13 protein-coding genes and 1 tRNA gene are annotated in these 16,295 nt (G+C 68.3%); 10 read left to right on the plus strand and 4 right to left on the minus strand.

The features are described from left to right. Window positions 1-761 precede the first annotated feature (761 nt). The 4 genes from AB3X08_RS12150 to AB3X08_RS12165 all read right to left on the minus strand — a co-directional run bounded on the left by AB3X08_RS12150 (window position 762) and on the right by AB3X08_RS12165 (window position 5,755). Window positions 762-1,730 carry a homoserine kinase gene (locus tag AB3X08_RS12150; RefSeq protein WP_369932837.1) on the minus strand — a complete coding sequence of 323 codons (969 nt, stop codon included), beginning with the start codon at window positions 1,728-1,730 and terminating at the stop codon, window positions 762-764. Next, window positions 1,727-4,234: a bifunctional aspartate kinase/homoserine dehydrogenase I gene (gene thrA / locus AB3X08_RS12155; protein ID WP_369932839.1), complete on the minus strand. Its 2,508-nt coding sequence runs from the start codon at window positions 4,232-4,234 to the stop codon at window positions 1,727-1,729. Before thrA ends, AB3X08_RS12150 begins: the two co-directional genes overlap by 4 nt. Window positions 4,235-4,981: 747 nt before the next feature. Further along, a complete protein-coding gene (locus AB3X08_RS12160; protein ID WP_369932842.1) occupies window positions 4,982-5,368 on the minus strand; it encodes a hypothetical protein in 387 nt (128 codons plus the stop codon). 310 nt (window positions 5,369-5,678) lie between these two features. After that, a tRNA-Arg gene (locus AB3X08_RS12165) sits at window positions 5,679-5,755 on the minus strand. A 165-nt stretch (window positions 5,756-5,920) separates the two neighbouring features. Between AB3X08_RS12165 and AB3X08_RS12170 the strand changes: the two genes are divergently transcribed. The 10 genes from AB3X08_RS12170 (at window position 5,921) to AB3X08_RS12215 (ending at window position 16,293) form a co-directional block, all read left to right on the plus strand. Then, complete coding sequence (locus AB3X08_RS12170; protein ID WP_369932845.1) at window positions 5,921-7,453, plus strand: aldehyde dehydrogenase family protein; 1,533 nt, start codon at window positions 5,921-5,923, stop codon at window positions 7,451-7,453. A 3-nt stretch (window positions 7,454-7,456) separates the two neighbouring features. Beyond that, window positions 7,457-8,197 carry a metallophosphoesterase family protein gene (locus AB3X08_RS12175; protein ID WP_369932847.1) on the plus strand — a complete coding sequence of 247 codons (741 nt, stop codon included), beginning with the start codon at window positions 7,457-7,459 and terminating at the stop codon, window positions 8,195-8,197. Window positions 8,198-8,283: 86 nt separating this feature from the next. Continuing rightward, window positions 8,284-8,565 carry a DUF4190 domain-containing protein gene (locus AB3X08_RS12180; RefSeq protein ID WP_179564286.1) on the plus strand — a complete coding sequence of 94 codons (282 nt, stop codon included), beginning with the start codon at window positions 8,284-8,286 and terminating at the stop codon, window positions 8,563-8,565. 4 nt (window positions 8,566-8,569) lie between these two features. Next, window positions 8,570-9,337 carry a class I SAM-dependent methyltransferase gene (locus AB3X08_RS12185; protein WP_369932849.1) on the plus strand — a complete coding sequence of 256 codons (768 nt, stop codon included), beginning with the start codon at window positions 8,570-8,572 and terminating at the stop codon, window positions 9,335-9,337. A gap of 7 nt (window positions 9,338-9,344) precedes the next feature. Then, window positions 9,345-10,400, plus strand: a complete 1,056-nt coding sequence (locus AB3X08_RS12190) for a quinone-dependent dihydroorotate dehydrogenase (RefSeq protein ID WP_369932851.1) — start codon at window positions 9,345-9,347, stop codon at window positions 10,398-10,400. Then, window positions 10,397-11,437 carry a UDP-N-acetylmuramate dehydrogenase gene (gene murB / locus AB3X08_RS12195; RefSeq protein WP_369932853.1) on the plus strand — a complete coding sequence of 347 codons (1,041 nt, stop codon included), beginning with the start codon at window positions 10,397-10,399 and terminating at the stop codon, window positions 11,435-11,437. The genes AB3X08_RS12190 and murB overlap by 4 nt, the downstream gene beginning before the upstream one ends. Window positions 11,438-11,469: 32 nt before the next feature. Then, on the plus strand, window positions 11,470-12,339 hold the full coding sequence (locus tag AB3X08_RS12200) for a DMT family transporter (RefSeq protein ID WP_369938521.1): 870 nt from the start codon (window positions 11,470-11,472) through the stop codon (window positions 12,337-12,339). A gap of 82 nt (window positions 12,340-12,421) precedes the next feature. Further along, window positions 12,422-14,302 carry a DEAD/DEAH box helicase gene (locus AB3X08_RS12205; RefSeq protein WP_369932855.1) on the plus strand — a complete coding sequence of 627 codons (1,881 nt, stop codon included), beginning with the start codon at window positions 12,422-12,424 and terminating at the stop codon, window positions 14,300-14,302. A 111-nt stretch (window positions 14,303-14,413) separates the two neighbouring features. Further along, window positions 14,414-15,100 carry an aspartate/glutamate racemase family protein gene (locus AB3X08_RS12210; RefSeq protein WP_369932857.1) on the plus strand — a complete coding sequence of 229 codons (687 nt, stop codon included), beginning with the start codon at window positions 14,414-14,416 and terminating at the stop codon, window positions 15,098-15,100. A gap of 14 nt (window positions 15,101-15,114) precedes the next feature. Then, the gene (locus AB3X08_RS12215; RefSeq protein ID WP_369932860.1) at window positions 15,115-16,293 is read left to right on the plus strand and encodes a TPM domain-containing protein; all 1,179 of its coding nucleotides are present in this window, start codon (window positions 15,115-15,117) and stop codon (window positions 16,291-16,293) included. The last annotated feature ends 2 nt before the right edge of the window (window positions 16,294-16,295 follow it).

Raw genomic sequence — 16,295 nt, forward strand, 5'->3', positions numbered from 1 at the left:
GCTTTTGCTTGCTCTGCTCTCGCTTGCTTTGGCCATCGCTTTTCTTGCTTCGATCTCCCGTGAGGCGCGGCAAGCAGGATGGGTACAACCCCCGAAGGGGGCGACGCGCAGGATGCGCGTCGTTTTCGGCAGGCACATGGATGTGCCTTCCGAAAATTCCCATTCTGCTTGCGGACCCGGAGCGCGCAGCGCGGAGGGCGCGCCGCCCGGGTGTGCTTTCTTTTGGTTACTTTTCTTTGCACAAGCAAAGAAAAGTGACCCGCGTCAGCGGAAGCTGTTGCTCTTGCTCTTGCTTCAAAGCTCTTTGTAGGAGCGGCTTCAGCCGCGACAGCTTCCTGCATCCTGGTGGTCGCGGCTGAAGCCGCTCCTACAGTTTTTCTCATCCGACATCCAAAGCCCAAGCAACAGCAAAGCTTTCGCCTTGCGGCGAGTCACTTTTCTTTGCTCGCGCAAAGAAAAGTAACCAAAAGAAAGCGCGCCCTGCCTACGCGCCCTCCGCGCTGCGCGCTCCGGGTCCGCGTCCATGACGGGGATTCGCGGAAGGGGCATCCTGCCCCTACCGCGAACGGCGCACATCCATGTGCGCCGCCCCTGCGGGGTTTTTCCCCGCCATGGCCGCCGCTGCGGAAGGGAACCCGGTACGGCAAAAGCAACAGCAAAGACAACAGCAACAGCGAAAGCAACAGCAACGACAACAGCAACAGCAACGGCAACAGCAACGGCAACGGCAACGGCAACGGCAACGGGAAGGCTACGCGGCGCTAGAGCAATCGGGCGCCCGGACACTGCAGCGGCGATACCCAGTGCTGGCTGTCGAAACCGGCTGCCGCGAACGCCGCCTGCACCGCCGGTGCGGCCGCCTCGGCTGCCGCGCGCGTCGGGAACCACGCGAAGATGCTGGGGCCGGCGCCGGAAATGCTCGCGCCCATCGCGCCCGCCGCCAGCGCGGCGTCCTTGGCCGCATCGAAGCCGACGATCAGCGGCGCACGCCGCGGCTCGATCAGCACATCGCGCAGCCCCGCCCGCACCAGCGCCTCGTCGCCGGCATGACACCCCGCCAGCACCAACGCCAGATTCGAACTCTGCGCCACGAACTCGCCGAGCCGGTAATCGCCGGCCAGTGCCTCGCGCGCACGGCGCGTCTCCAGGACCGCATCCGGATGCACCAGCAGGCTGTGCCAGGCCGCCGGCACCGGCACCGGCACCATCCGCTGCAAGGTCGACAGCACCAGCCCGCCCAACAGCATCGGGCCCAGGTTGTCGCCATGGCGGCTGCCGCTGGCCACCGCCTCACCCTCCAGCGCATACAGATACAGCTGTTCGCGCGACAAGGGCGCGTCCAGCAGCGCATTGGCCGCCACCAGCGCCGCCACGCACGACGCCGCCGAACCGCCCATGCCGGAGCTGAGCGGGATGCCCTTGTCGATCTCGAGTTCGAAACCGAACGGCAGCGCCAGCGCCTCGCGCAACGCGATCAGCGCCGCACCGGCGGTATTGCGCGCGGCCTCCAGCGGCAGCGCCACCGTGGTGCCACGGATCGCGGCGATGCGCACCTGCGGCGCATCGATGCGGCGTACGGTGACCGTGTCGCCAACGCCCTCCACCGCATAACCGAGCAAATCGAAGCCCACCGCCACATTGGCTACCGAGGCCGGCGCGAAGGCGCGCGCCTCGCGCGTCGCGGCGCGGGCAGCGGAATGCGGTTCTAGCGAGGTCTGCGCCTGACTCACAGCCGTGCGCCCTCGCCCGCCGCCACCCGCAGCAGGTCGGCGAACACGCCGGCCGCGGTCACTTCCGGACCGGCGCCGGGCCCCTGCACCACCAGCGGATTGTCGCAATAGCGGCGGGTGGTGAACTGCACCACGTTGTCGGTCAGGCGCAGGTTGGCGAAGGCATGCTCGGCCGGCAATTCCACCAGACCGACGCTGGGCGCGCGGTCCGGCGCCAGCTGCGCCACATAGCGCAATACGCAGCCGCGCGCCTTGGCCGCCTGCAGGCGCTGGGCGAACGCCGCATCCACTTCGTGCAGCCGCGCCATGAAGTCCTCCACGCTGGCCTGGCGCAGCGCTTCCGGCACCAGGCTCTCCACCGACACGTCCTCCAGGCTCAGCTCGCGCCCGGCCTCGCGTGCCAGGATCACCAACTTGCGTGCCACGTCGGTGCCGGACAGGTCGTCGCGCGGGTCCGGCTCGGTATAGCCCATGCCACGCGCATCGGTGACCAGCTGCGAGAACGGCACGCTGCCGTCGTACTTGTTGAACAGCCAGGCCAGGGTGCCGGAGAAGATGCCCTCTATCGCGGTGACCTCGTCGCCGGTATCGACCAGATCGCGCAGCGTGGTGATCACTGGCAGGCCGGCGCCGACGGTGGCCTCGTAGCGGAAGCGCGCGCCGCTGCCCTCGGCGGCGGCGCGGATCGCATGGAAACGCGCCAGCGGCCCGGCGCCGGCCTGTTTGTTCGGGGTGACCACATGGATGCCGGCGGCGAGCCAGTCGGCATAGCGGTCGGCGACGTCGGCGCTGCCGCTGCAATCGATGATGACCGCGTGCGGCAGGTGCGCCGACAGCAGATGCGCGGTGAACGCATCCAGGTCGGTGGGCTGCTGGCCGCTGGCGAAGGCCTGCCGCCAGTCGCCGCCGATCGCGCGCGGCTCCAGGCGCATCGCGCTGCGCGAGGCGATCGCGCGCAGGCGCAGGTCGAGGTTGGCCTTGGCCAGCAGTTGTGGCTGCGCCGCGCGCAGCTGATCGAGCAGCGCCGCGCCGACGTTGCCCGGGCCGATCACCCCGACCGAGAAGGTCTGCGGCGACAGCCAGAACCCGGCATGCGCTGCGCGCAGCGCCTTGGTCGCGTGCGCGCTGTCGATCGCCACCGAGATGTTGCGCTCCGACGACCCCTGCGCGATCGCCAGGATGTTGACCTGCGCGCGACCCAGCGATTCGAACAGGCGCGCCGCCACGCCCGGCTGCCCAGCCATGCCGTCGCCGACCGCGGCCAGCACGCTGATGCCGGTGGTCAGCTGCACCCGCTGCACCTGCCCGACCACCAACTCGTGCGCGAATGCCGACAGCAGCGCATCGCGCGCGCGTTCGCATTCGTTCTGCCGTACCACGCAGCAGATCGAATGTTCCGAAGACCCCTGCGAGATCATCACCACCGACACCCGCGCGTTGCGCAGCGCGGCGAACACGCGCTCGGCAGTGCCGGGCACGCCGATCAGGCCGGTGCCTTCCAGGTTCAGCACCGCCAGGTCCGGGCTCAGGGTCAGGCCCTTGATCGGGCCGCTGCTGTCGCTGCTGGCGGTGATGCGGGTGCCCGGGTGTTCGGGCTGGAAGGTGTTGCGGATGATGATCGGCAGGCCGCGCTCGATCGCCGGCGACATGGTCTGCGGATGCACCACCTTGGCGCCGAAATAGGCCAGCTCACAGGCCTCGTCGTAGCTCAGCGTTTCCAGCTGCACCGCTTCGGGCACCACCCGCGGGTCGGCCGACAGCACGCCGTCCACGTCGGTCCAGATATGCAGTTCGTCGGCATCGAACAACGCGGCGAAGATCGCGCCGGAGTAGTCGCTGCCGTTGCGGCCGAGCGTGGTGATGCGGCCGGCGCGGTCGCGGGCGACGAAGCCGGTGACCACGACGCGCTGCTGCGGATGCTGCTCGCGCCACGCCGCCAGGCGCGTTGCGCTGGCCTCCCAATCCACGTCCACGCCCAGTTCGCCGCGATCCACCACCAGCACCTCGCGCGCGTCCAGCACCGCGCAATCCTCGCCCAGCGCGCGCAGATGCTCGCCGAGCAATTGCGCCGAATACACCTCGCCCAGGCCCTGCACCCGGTCCAGCACCTCGCGCGGCAACTCGCCGATCACCGCCAGTGCACCGAGAATCTCGGCGAGATGGTCGAAGCGCGCATCCAGCCACTCCACGGTGCTCCCGGCGTGCTCGCCGAGCAGCGACACCGCCGCGGCGCGGTGCCGCGCGCGGGTCTCGTGCCAGCGCTCGCGCCAGTCGCTGTTCTCGCTGGCGGCCAGTTCGGCCAGGCCGATCAGCGCATCGGTCACCCCCTTCATCGCCGAGACCACGGTGATCTGCAGGGTTTCCGGGCGCGCCAGCAGAAGCTGCGCGACATGGCGATAGCGTTCGGCATCGGCCACCGAAGTGCCGCCGAACTTGTGGACGACGGTGCGCGCGGCGAGCGCGGGATCTGCGGCGGGAGCGGAAGCGACGGCGGGGGACGGCATGGGAGACCTCGGAGTGGAGGCCCCGCTCGCATCAGGCCGACGGGTTCCCCCGCATCCTGATCCGGGTGCGGGGCCGTGGGTTTCGACAGTTACGCGAAAACGACGGGCCGCACCGGGCGAATGGTGTGGGTGGTAATACCGGTGGTAATGCCCGCACTGCACGCGGCCGGGCGCCGAAGCGCGAGCGGCATGAAGCTGGTGACGAGGGCGAGAACGTTGGGCATGAGCGCAAGAGGACATCATGCGCCGGGGTGCTGTCAAGCGCTGTCTGCCGATGGCGGCATGCGGCTGGCACCCGGATCGATCGGTTGCAAAAGTTACTATCGGGCGCGGGGTTGCAGACGCTTCGCCGGCGGCACCGCGCAAGTGCTTATCTGCGTGGTGGCTTGGTCAAGTTGCCTGCGCTACCACGCTGCCAGGTCGATCGCCGTGGTGTCGCCGAACCGCGCAACCGCTTCACGATCTTGTCCACGATCCTGGACAGTTCGGACGCGATCAGCGCGACCATTGTCAGGAGCATCATGCCGAGCGCAGCGAGTATGGGATTCATGCGCCGCACTGTAGAACGCCATTTTTGCTGGCCCATGGTTGCAACGACAAAAACGACGCGCGGTTGCGCGGTGTTCAGTGGCGCGGCTCGTCATTGACCACGCAATTCCATGTGCTGGAGCAATCGATACCACACGTCCCGCCATCGGCGGCTGCGCCAGGCGCGCGGAACTGTCTTCCGCGCGCCTGGCGCCCTCATCAATAATGCTGCTGGTTGTCCGCAGGCGGCTGCTGCTGTTGCTGTGGATTGGTGGTGGGCGATTGCGGATCGGTGGTCGGGGTGGCCGGCGTCGCCGGGGCGGTTGCCGGATCGGCACCGGTCGAGGTGCCGGTGGCATCGCCGCTGGTCACAGGCGCACTGCTGCCGCCCGCGGGGCTGCCATCGGCCGCCGCGGGCGGTGTCGCAGCGTTCTGGTCCTGCGCATTCTTGTCGCCATCGCGATGGCAAGCGGCCAAGGCCGCCACCATCGAACCGATCAATACAAACTTCAAGGCGCTGTTCATTGGTTTGACTCCTGCTTCGCGTTCGCATGGGTGGATGAACACGGCCGCCGTCGACGGTCGGAACGAGGTGGAGCCCGTCATCAGGGGTGTGGGTGCGCAATCGGCGCCGCATTGCAACGCGGCATCGCGGGCCGATATCGGCGACCGCGAACTGCGACAGGGCAAGCCCGCCGTTGCGCATCCAACCATGCAAGAACCGGTGCCGCATGGCATCCGTTCCTGCATCGACGGACGTGGGCAGATTACGGACTGCCACGCTCAGCCCGCGTCGACGGTGGGTGTAGATGGCGTTAGGGCAGGACGGCACCGCGATTGCCGTGCCACGGCGCCGAAGGCAGCGTTCACCGCCGGCCCTGGCGATTCCACGCGCTTGCGCACGTCTCCCTTGCGATGGTGACCCCGGCGCGATTCGAACGCACGACCTGTCCCTTAGGAGGGGACCGCTCTATCCAGCTGAGCTACGGGGCCATTGGCCGGCGCATTGTCGCACGATCGTTGCGCTTGCCAAGCCCGCCGCGGCGCGCCAGATGCGGCCGTGCCCGCCCGGTCTGCTAAAATTGCGGGCTACTAATCGCGTCCCGCGTCCCCCGCCTGCGGTCGCCTTCCCTGTCGCAACGATTCCCAGGAGATTCCATGTCCGCTGACCTGCTCAAGGCGCTCGGCCTGACCGCGTCCAATTCCGGCACCTATCTCGGCAACGGCGAGTGGTCCACGGCCACCGGCGCCGGGGTGCTGCAGCCGCTGAACCCGTCCAGCAACGAGGTGATCGCCGAAGTGCAGGCGACCACCGCGCAGGACTACGAGACCGTGGTCGCCCGCGCACAGGCCGCGTTCAAGGTGTGGCGCACCACGCCGGCGCCGCGCCGCGGCGAGGCGGTGCGGCTGTGTGGTGATGCGCTGCGCAGGCACAAGGACGCGCTGGGGTCGCTGGTCGCGCTGGAAATGGGCAAGAGCAAGCCCGAAGGCGACGGCGAAGTGCAGGAGATGATCGACATCGCCGATTTCGCGGTCGGCCAGAGCCGCATGCTGTACGGCTATACGCTGCACTCCGAGCGTCCCGGCCACCGCATGTACGAGCAGTACCAGCCGCTGGGCCTGGTCGGCATCATCAGCGCCTTCAACTTCCCGGTCGCGGTGTGGGCGTGGAACGCCTTCCTGGCGGCGATCTGCGGCGACATCTGCCTGTGGAAGCCGTCCAACAAGACCCCGCTGACCGCGATCGCGTCGATGAAGATCTGCAACGACGCGCTGCGCGACGCCGGCTTCCCGGACATCTTCTTCCTGATCAACGACGCCGGCACCGAACTGGCGGAAACGCTGGTCGAGGACAAGCGCATCGCGCTGATCAGCTTCACCGGCTCGACCCAGGTCGGGCGCAACGTCGCCGAGAAGTGCGCGCGGCGCCTGGGCCGCTGCCTGCTGGAGCTGGGCGGCAACAACGCGATCATCCTCGACGAAAGCGCCGACCTGAAGCTGGCGATTCCCGGCATCGTGTTCGGCGCGGTCGGCACCGCCGGCCAGCGCTGCACCACCACGCGCCGACTGATCGTGCACGAATCGATCTACGACACCGTACTGGCGACGCTGCTCAAGGCCTACAAGCAGGTCGAAGGCAAGATCGGCGACCCCACCGACCCGGCCAACCTGATGGGCCCGCTGAACAGCCGCGGCGCGGTCGAGCAGTTCCTGGCCTCGATCGCCAAGGCCAAGGCCGCCGGCGGCACCATCGAGACCGGCGGCACCGCGCTGGACCGCCCCGGCAACTTCGTGCTGCCGGCGATCGTCACCGGCCTGAAAAACAGTGACGAGGTCGTGCAGCACGAGACCTTCGCGCCGATCCTGTACGTGATGAAGTACAGCACCCTGGACGAGGCCATCGACATGCAGAACGGCGTGCCGCAGGGCCTGTCCTCGTCGATCTTCACCCAGAACCTGAAGGCGGCGGAGAAGTTCCTGTCCGCGGCCGGCAGCGACTGCGGCATCGCCAACGTCAACATCGGCACCTCAGGCGCCGAGATCGGCGGCGCGTTCGGCGGCGAGAAGGACACCGGCGGCGGCCGCGAATCCGGCTCGGACGCGTGGAAGGTGTACATGCGCCGGCAGACCAACACGATCAACTACTCCGACTCGCTGCCGCTGGCGCAGGGCATCAAGTTCGACCTGTAAGCGATGCGCCTCGCCGCCCTGTCCGACATCCACGGCAACCTGCCCGCGCTGGAGGCGGTGCTTGCGGATATCGGGCGGCGCGGCGTGGACAGGATCGTCAACCTCGGCGACATCGTCTCCGGCCCGCTGTGGCCGCGCGAAACCGCCGCGCGGCTGATGCCGCTGGCGCTGCCCACGGTGCGCGGCAACCACGAGCGCCAGCTGCGCGAACTGGCGCCCGCGGAGATGGGCGCCAGCGATGCCTACGCGCATGCGCAACTGACACCGGCACAACGGCACTGGCTGGACAGCTTGCCGCCGACGCTGTCGCTGCCGCAGGCACTGCTGTGCCACGGCACCCCGCACGACGACCTGTGCTGGCTGCTGGACGAACTGCAGCCGCCGCAGTTGCAGGCCGCCGATGCACAACGCGTGCGCGAGCGGCTCGGCGACGCGCCGGCCGCGGCACTGGTGCTATGCGGGCACAGCCATGTGCCGCGCACGCTGCGCCTGGACGACGGGCGACTGCTGTGCAATCCGGGCAGCGTCGGCCTGCCCGCGTACGCCGAGGCGCATCCGCAGCCCTACCGCGTCGAAACCGGCACGCCGCAGGCGCGTTACGCAATTCTGGAACACCGCGACGGCCGCTGGGACGCGCAACTGCTGGCGATCGACTACGACCACAGCAGCGCCGCGCTGCAGGCCGAGCGCAACGGCCAGCCGGAATGGGCGCATGCACTGCGCCACGGCCGCGTACGCGGATGAACGGCGCACGGCATGCGCGCTTCTGGGATAATTCGGGCACCGTGCATGCGAGCGAACCCGCTGCCCCCTTCACGAAGGATCCGCACATGAGTGCCGTACGCGAAACCAATTCCCTCGCCGTGGTCAGCCTGGTCGCCGGCATCCTCGGCTGGACGCTGATGCCGGTCCTCGGCAGCCTGGGCGCGATCATCACCGGGCACCTGGCACGCGCAGAGATCCGCCGCCAGCCGCAACGCTTCCAGGGCGACGGACTGGCGGTCGGCGGGCTGATCCTGGGTTGGGCCGCGGTGATCGTCGCGATCCTGTCGGTGCTGGCGTTCGTGCTGTTCTTCGGTGGGCTGGCCTGGTTCGCCAGCACCCAGGCCTGAGCCGATGACCGCCTCCGCTCCACGCGAACGCTTCAGCGACCGCGTCGCCGACTACGTCCGCTACCGTCCCGACTATCCGCCGGCGCTGCTGGACTGGGTGCATGGGGAACTCGCCGTGGCACGCACCGCGCAGGTTGCCGACATCGGCGCCGGCACCGGCATTTCCACCCGCATGTTCCTGCAGGCCGGGCATCCGACCCTGGCGGTGGAGCCGAACGCGGCGATGCGCGCCGCCGCCGAGGCGCTGCTGGGCGATATGCCCGGCTTCACCGCGATCGACGGCAGCGCCGAGGCCACCACCCTGTCCGACGCCAGCATCGATCTGATCAGCGCCGCGCAGGCCTTCCACTGGTTCGATCTGGACGCGGTCCGCCGCGAATGGGCGCGCGTGCTGCGCCCTGGCGGGCTGGCGCTGGTGTACTGGAACTCGCGCCTGCTCGACGGCACGCCGTTCCTGCAGGACTACGAGCAATTGCTGCTCGACTACGGCACCGACTACAGCGCGGTGGCCGAGCGCTACCACGACGATGCGACGATGCAGCGCTGGTTCGGCGCCGGGCTGCGCGGCACCGCGCAGTTCCCCAACGTGCAGAAGCTGGACTACGACGGCCTGCGTGGGCGCCTGCTGTCCTCCTCGTACGCGCCGCTGGCCGGGCATCCGCGCCACGCCCCGATGCTGGACGCGCTGCGCGCATTGTTCGACCGCCATCAGGTCGATGGCCTGGTCGACGTCCACTACCGTACCCGTGCCTTCGCCGGCACGTTGAACTGAGCTGCCCATGTATTCCCTCGCCCGCCCGTTCCTGTTCGCCTTCGACGCCGAGCGCGCCCACACGCTGGGCCTGCGCGCGATCGAGATGACCTACCGCACCGGCACCAATCCGCTGCTGGCCAGGGCGATCGCCCCGATGCCTACGCGTGCGTTCGGCCTGGAGTTCCCCAACCCGGTCGGCTTGGCCGCGGGCCTGGACAAGAACGGCGAGCACATCGACGCGCTGCTGGCGCTGGGCTTCGGCTTCGTCGAGATCGGCACCATCACCCCGCGGCCGCAGCAAGGCAATCCGAAGCCGCGCATGTTCCGCCTGCCGCGCGAGCAGGCGGTGATCAACCGCATGGGCTTCAACAACCTCGGCGTGGACGCGCTGGTGCGCAACGTCGAACGCGCGCGCCGCCGCCACGGCCTGCTCGGCATCAACATCGGCAAGAACAAGGACACGCCCAACGAGGAGGCCGCGTCGGACTACCTGCATTGCCTGGAAAAGGTCTATGCGCTGGCCGACTACGTGACCGTCAACATTTCCTCGCCGAACACCGCCGGCCTGCGCGAGCTGCAGGAAGAGCAGGCCCTGCGCCAGCTGGTGTCGCAGTTGCGCGAAGCGCAGGAAGCGCTGGCCGCGCGCCACGGCAAGCGCGTGCCGATGCTGGTCAAGGTCGCGCCGGATTTGAGCGACAGCGACATCGACGCGGCGGCGCGGGTGCTGTCGGACCTGCAGGTGGATGGCGTCATCGCCACCAACACCACCATCGCCCGCCCCGGCCTGGAACAGCACCCGCTCTCCGCCGAGGCTGGCGGCCTGTCCGGCGCCCCGCTGCTGGGCCAGTCCACCCTGGTGCTGCGCCGGCTGCGCGCGCGCCTGCCCGAGGCGATCCCGCTGATCGGCGTCGGCGGCATCCTCTCCGGTGCCGATGCGGTGGCGAAGATGGCCGCCGGCGCGGCGCTGGTGCAATGCTACAGCGGGCTGGTGTTCCGCGGCCCGGAGCTGATCGGCGAATGCGTCGAGGCGATGCGCCGGCGCCGCGAAGCGCCCAGCCGCGGCGCGGTCGCCGCGCTATGAGCAACGCCTGGTCGCTGACCGCGAATGCGCCGCTGCAGGCGCTGAACACCTTCCATGTCGCCGCGCAGGCGCCGTGGCTGCTGCAGATCTTCGCCCCCGAGGCGCTGCCCGACGCGCTGCTGGCGCCGCAGCTGGCCGGCGCGGCGCTGCTGCCGCTGGGCGGCGGCAGCAACATGCTGTTCGCCGGCGATGCGCCCGGCGTGGTGCTGACCTTCGCCAACCGCAGCATCGACACGCTCGAACACCGCGCCGACTACGCCATCGTCCGCGCCGGCGCCGGCGTCGGCTGGCACGAACTGGTGATGTGGTCGCTGGCGCAAGGCCTGTCGGGCCTGGAGAACCTCGCGCTGATCCCGGGCACGGTCGGCGCCGCGCCGATCCAGAACATCGGCGCCTACGGCACGCAGGTCGGCGAGTTCGTGCACGTGGTGGAGGCCTATGACCGCGCTGACGCGCGCTTCGTGCGGCTGGATGCGGCCGCCTGCGAGTTCGGCTACCGCGACAGCCTGTTCAAGCGCCAGCCCGACCGCTACCTGATCGCCGCGGTGGAATTCAACCTGCCGCGACTGCATGCGCTGCGCCTGGACTACGCCGGCATCGGCGAGGAACTGGAGGCGCTCGGCATCGCCACGCCGGGCGCGCCCGACGTGGCGCAGGCGGTGATCAACATCCGCCGCCGCAAGCTGCCCGACCCGGATGTGCTCGGCAACGCCGGCAGTTTCTTCAAGAACCCGCTGCTGCCGGCCGAACAGGCACAGGCGCTGCAGCACGCCTACCCGGCGCTGCCGGTATTTCCCGGCGACGGCGAGAACCAGCGCAAGCTGTCGGCGGCATGGTTGATCGAAGCCTGCGGCTGGAAGGGCCATCGCGACGGCGACGCCGGCGTCTCTGCCGCGCACGCGCTGGTGCTGGTCAACCACGGCCAGGCCAGCGGCGCCGAGCTGCTGGCGCTGGCGCGGCGCATTTCCGCCTCGGTGCTGGAACGCTTCGGCGTGATCCTGGAGCCGGAACCGCGCATCGTCGGCGCGCACTGGTGAAGCAGCCGGTATCGTTGCGCGCGGCCGCGCTGATGCTGGCCAGCACGCTGGCGTTCGGACTGATGGTGGTGGCGATCCGGCTGGCCTCCGCGCACCTGGCGACAGTGGAAATCGCCTTCTTCCGCAACCTGTTCGGCCTGCTGTTCCTGCTGCCGATGCTGTTGCGCCCGGGCCAGCCGCTGCCGCGCACCGCGCAGCTGCCGCGCTACCTGCTGCGCACCGCGATCGGCCTGGTGTCGATGCTGGCAGGCTTCTGGGCGATCGGCCACCTGCCGCTGTCGCAGGCGATCGCGCTGTCCTACTCCACGCCGCTGTTCGTGACCCTGGCCGCCGCGTTCTGGTTGGGCGAGCGCGTGCGCCTGCGGCGCTGGATGGCGGTGCTGTGCGGTTTCGCCGGCGTGCTGATCATCCTGCGCCCCGGCGCGGCCACGTTCAGCGCCGGCACCCTGATCGCGCTGCTGGCGGCGGTGACGAGTGCGCTGGTGGCGATCCAGATCAAGCAGTTGGCGCGGGTGGATGCGGCCAACACCGTGGTGTTCTACACCTATGCGTTCTGGGTGCCGATGTCGCTGCTGCCCGCTCTGTTCGCCTGGACCTGGCCGCACGGCATCGATTGGCTGTGGCTGCTCGCCACCGGCCTGTTCGGCACGCTGGGGCAATTGCTGTGGACGCGCGCGCTGCGCATCGGCGAAGTGTCGGCGCTGACCCCGATCAGCTTCGTGCAACTGCCGTTCGTGGCCATGTTCGGCTGGTGGCTGTTCGGCGAGGCGCCCGACGGCTGGACCGTGCTCGGCGCGCTGATCATCCTCGGCGCCAACGCCTACATCGCCCACCGCGAAGCGCTGCTGGCGCGGCGCGCGGCCAGCGCCGCGGCGACCGCGGCGGCCAAGCCGGGCGAATAAGCACCTCCGATATTTGTTTACCCGAACACGAAACCGCTGCACTAAGCTCGGCCAACCAGGACATCGGTTTCAGGGAGAAACCATGGCAGCGCTGATCCCCAGCTATGCGTCGTGCTCGCAGCGGATGACGCCGGGCGAGCGCCGCTTCGCCCAACGCCTGGCAGACAAGTTGGAAGACGACTATCTGTGCTGGTACGACGTCCCGGTGGGTCCGCAGTATCGGCATCCGGACTTTGTTGTACTGCACCCAAGCCGGGGCTTTCTTGTCCTGGAGGTCAAGGACTGGAAGCTCGAGTCGATCGTGGAGATAAGTCGCGACAGCGTGGTGCTGCACACCGAACGCGGACGCGATGTCACTGCCAATCCTGTCCGCCAGGCGCGCGAATACACTCTGGAGCTGTGCAAGCTTCTGCAACGCGACCCAGCGCTGCGCCATCCCGAAGGCACCCAACGCGCAGGCAAGTTGATGATGCCCTGGGGTTGGGGCGTGATCCTGACCAACATCACCCGCCTGCAGTTCAAACACGCGCAACTCGAACATTTCATTCCAGCCGCCTCGGTGATATGCCGCGACGAAATGGTGGAGTCGGTCGACCCGGAGAGCTTCCAGAAACGGCTCTGGGACATGTTTATGATGCCGTTCCCTTGCCGCCTGTCGCTTCCGCAGATCGATCGTTTCCGTTGGCACCTGTTTCCCGAGCTGCGAATTCCGACGCAGACCGGCATGTTCGAAGGAACCGTCGAACCGCCATCGTTGCTGGCTGAGATTCCCGACCTGATCAAGATCATGGATCTGCAGCAGGAACAGCTGGCGCGCTCGCTGGGCGATGGCCATCGCGTGATCCACGGCGTCGCCGGCTCCGGCAAGACGATGATTCTTGGCTATCGCTGCCTGGAACTTGCGCGACGCTACGCCAAACCGGTGCTTGTGCTGTGCTACAACAAGACCCTGGCAGGACGACTGCAACAACTCATCGCCGCAAAGGATATGGGCGAGCGGATTGTCGTTGCGCATTTCCATGGCTGGTGCCGACAGCAACTGGAGGCATTCCACGTCCGCAGCCCGACCGCGCAAAGCAACGCCGCCGCCTATGCAGAGGCGCTGGTACGCTGCGTCATCGACGGCGTGGCCGCCAATGCGATTCCGCGCGCGCAGTATGCGGCGGTGCTGATCGACGAAGGCCACGACTTCAAGCCTGAGTGGTTCCAGCTGGTCGTGCAGATGATCGACCCGGAAACCAATGCGCTGCTGCTGCTCTATGACGACGCGCAGGCGCTTTACGACAATGGCGGAAAACGCAAGTTCTCCTTCGCCAGCGTCGGCATCCAGGCACAGGGGCGCACTACCATCTTGCGCATGAACTACCGCAATTCTCTGGAAGTGCTGGCGACCGCGAAAGCGTTCGCGCGCGAACTGCTGGAAAGCCACGATGCCGACGACGACCACGTCCCTATCATCGCACCGGAGAGCGCTGGCCGTCGCGGCCCGCTGCCGGAACTGCTGCGTTGCCGGAACATCTGGGACGAGGCCGAACGCATCGCCCTGCAAATCGCAGAGGCCATCGAAAAAGGCGCTGTCGCCAACGATTTCGCGGTACTTTGCCGGAGCAATCAGTTGGCCAAGCTGATCGCCAACCGTCTGCTGAAGCAACACATACCGGTCGTACTGGCGGAGGACAGCGCCAAGCGCAACCTGTTCGAAGGCGCGCCCTCGGTCAAGGTGATGACAATGCACTCAAGCAAGGGATTGGAGTTCGACACGGTGTTCATTCCTGGCATATGCGAAATCGGCCAACGCCAGAACGGCGACGAAGAACACATGCTGCTGGAGGCAAAATTGCTTTATGTCGCGATGACCCGTGCCTTGGGGCGATTGGTGATGCTGCATCACGGAGAAGGGGTGTTCGCCGAAAAGATCCACGTCGCCTTGGCGGACGTACGTGCACGTCTGCGGGCCGCCTGAGCGCAGCTCCGGTGCTGGAGAAGCCGCTGCGAGCGGCTCGCGCCAGCCGATTCACACGCCGAACAGGCGGGCCATGCGAGCCTCCGCTGCGATAGCCGGATGCGCAACGCGATGAACATCGGCCTGATCGGCGGCATGAGCTGGGAATCCACGCTGCCTTATTACCGGCTCATCAACGAGACGGTCCGCGCGCAGCTGGGCGGGCTGCATTCGGCCAAGCTGCTGCTGTACAGCGTGGACTTCCACGAGATCGAACAGCTGCAGCAGGCCGGCGACTGGGACGCGGCCGGCGCCGCGATGGCCGCGGCCGCGCACGCGCTGCAGGCCGGTGGCGCCGATTTCCTGGTGCTGTGCACGAACACCATGCACCGCGTCGCCGATGCGATCACCGCCGCAGTGCCGCTGCCGCTGCTGCATATCGCCGATGCCACCGCCGATGCGTTGCAGGCGGCCGGGGTGACCCGGGTCGGGCTGCTCGGCACCCGCTTCACCATGGAACAGGACTTCTACCGCGCGCGGCTGCAGCGGCGAGGCTTCCAGGTGCTGATACCGGCACCGCCGGAACGCGACGACGTGCACCGCATCATCTACACCGAACTGTGCCAGGGCGTGATCCGCGACGCCTCGCGGGCGCGCTACCGCGCCGTGATCGCGGCGCTGCAGGCGCAAGGCGCCGAGGCGGTGATCCTGGGCTGCACCGAGATCGGCTTGCTGATCGGCGCCGGCGACGCGCAACTGCCGCTGTTCGATACCGCCGCGTTGCATGCGCACGCGGCGGCGCTGCATAGGCTGGCCTAGCCGAGGCGGCATGCATGCGTCGCCGGCACGGTCGGCCACACGCGTCCCAAGGGTCTCCGGCAAACTTCATAATGGGCGTACGCCCGATTGCAAAGATCACCATGCGCCTGCTTCGCTTGTTCTCCCTGGCAACACTCGCCCTGCTGCTGTGCGTGGCACTGCCAGCCTTGGCCATCGCGATTCCCGAGTACACGCCGAACGTCGTCGATCCGGCCGGAGCGTTGAGCGACGCGCAGCGGCAACAGGTCAACGACGCGCTGCGGCAGATCCGCGAGGAACAGAACATCTGGGGCGCGGTCTATGTGGTGCCCTCGCTCGACGGCGAGGACATCGAACAGGTGGCCGATGCGGCGTTCCAGAAGTGGCAACTGGGCAGCAAGGACGCCAACAACGGCCTGCTGCTGGTCCTGGCGATGCAGGACCGGCGCTCGCGCTTCGAGGTCGGCTATGGCCTGGAAGGCGTGCTGCCCGATGCGGTCGCCCGCCGCGCGCTGGACGATCATCTGGCGCCGAAGATGCGCGAGGGCGACACCGCCGGCGCCATCGTCGATGCCTTCGGCTTCATGGCGCGCGTGGCCGCCAAGGATCCGCAGAGCCTGGCGGAACTGTCGCGCGCCTCGTCCGCTGCCGAGCAGGACGGACGGGCGGACTGGAAACGTGGCGTTGCCGCCTGGGCCGGCATGTTCGTGCTGATCTGGCTGCTGCCGCCACTGCTGGCGCGCCGGCAGCAACACCTGCGCGCGCGTCTGCTGCAGCGCCATCCGGAATTGGCCAACGCGCCGGAGGAGATCGCCACCTCCAAGCGCAAGCGCGCGTCGTCGGGGGCATTCATCAAGATATTCCTGACCATCAACCCGGGCGTGTTCGCGCTGGTGCTGTCGATCCTGTTCGCGTTGGCGTTCTGGCTGTGCATCGCCGCCGAAGTGTTGACGCTGTGCCTGATGCTCGCCCTGTCGGGCCGCCGCTACCGCTCGCCGGAACGGTACCGCGCCTTTCTTCAGGAGCAGGAACGCATGCGCAAGGCACTGATCCGCAAAGGGCACGTCGTCGAGACCGGGGCCGGCACATATGCCTACACACAGGCGTACTACGCCAGCGAAGCGGCATCGTCGAGCTCGTCGTCCTCGTCCAGCGATTCCTCGTCTTCCGGCGGCGGCAGCTCCGGCGGCGGCGGCGCCAGTTCGAGCTGGTGACT

The sequence above is a fragment of the Xanthomonas sp. DAR 34887 genome (assembly GCF_041245805.1).
GTDB lineage: Bacteria > Pseudomonadota > Gammaproteobacteria > Xanthomonadales > Xanthomonadaceae > Xanthomonas_A > Xanthomonas_A tesorieronis.

Excerpts from the sequence above, each read along its gene's own strand:
- thrA (WP_369932839.1), bottom strand. The coding sequence starts at position 4,234 with ATGCCGTCCCCCGCCGTCGCTTCCGCTCCCGCCGCAGATCCCGCGCTC.
- AB3X08_RS12160 (WP_369932842.1), bottom strand. The coding sequence starts at position 5,368 with ATGACGGGCTCCACCTCGTTCCGACCGTCGACGGCGGCCGTGTTCATC.
- AB3X08_RS12170 (WP_369932845.1), top strand. The coding sequence starts at position 5,921 with ATGTCCGCTGACCTGCTCAAGGCGCTCGGCCTGACCGCGTCCAATTCC.
- AB3X08_RS12175 (WP_369932847.1), top strand. The coding sequence starts at position 7,457 with ATGCGCCTCGCCGCCCTGTCCGACATCCACGGCAACCTGCCCGCGCTG.
- AB3X08_RS12180 (WP_179564286.1), top strand. The coding sequence starts at position 8,284 with ATGAGTGCCGTACGCGAAACCAATTCCCTCGCCGTGGTCAGCCTGGTC.
- AB3X08_RS12185 (WP_369932849.1), top strand. The coding sequence starts at position 8,570 with ATGACCGCCTCCGCTCCACGCGAACGCTTCAGCGACCGCGTCGCCGAC.
- AB3X08_RS12190 (WP_369932851.1), top strand. The coding sequence starts at position 9,345 with ATGTATTCCCTCGCCCGCCCGTTCCTGTTCGCCTTCGACGCCGAGCGC.
- murB (WP_369932853.1), top strand. The coding sequence starts at position 10,397 with ATGAGCAACGCCTGGTCGCTGACCGCGAATGCGCCGCTGCAGGCGCTG.
- AB3X08_RS12200 (WP_369938521.1), top strand. The coding sequence starts at position 11,470 with ATGCTGGCCAGCACGCTGGCGTTCGGACTGATGGTGGTGGCGATCCGG.
- AB3X08_RS12205 (WP_369932855.1), top strand. The coding sequence starts at position 12,422 with ATGGCAGCGCTGATCCCCAGCTATGCGTCGTGCTCGCAGCGGATGACG.
- AB3X08_RS12210 (WP_369932857.1), top strand. The coding sequence starts at position 14,414 with ATGAACATCGGCCTGATCGGCGGCATGAGCTGGGAATCCACGCTGCCT.
- AB3X08_RS12215 (WP_369932860.1), top strand. The coding sequence starts at position 15,115 with ATGCGTCGCCGGCACGGTCGGCCACACGCGTCCCAAGGGTCTCCGGCA.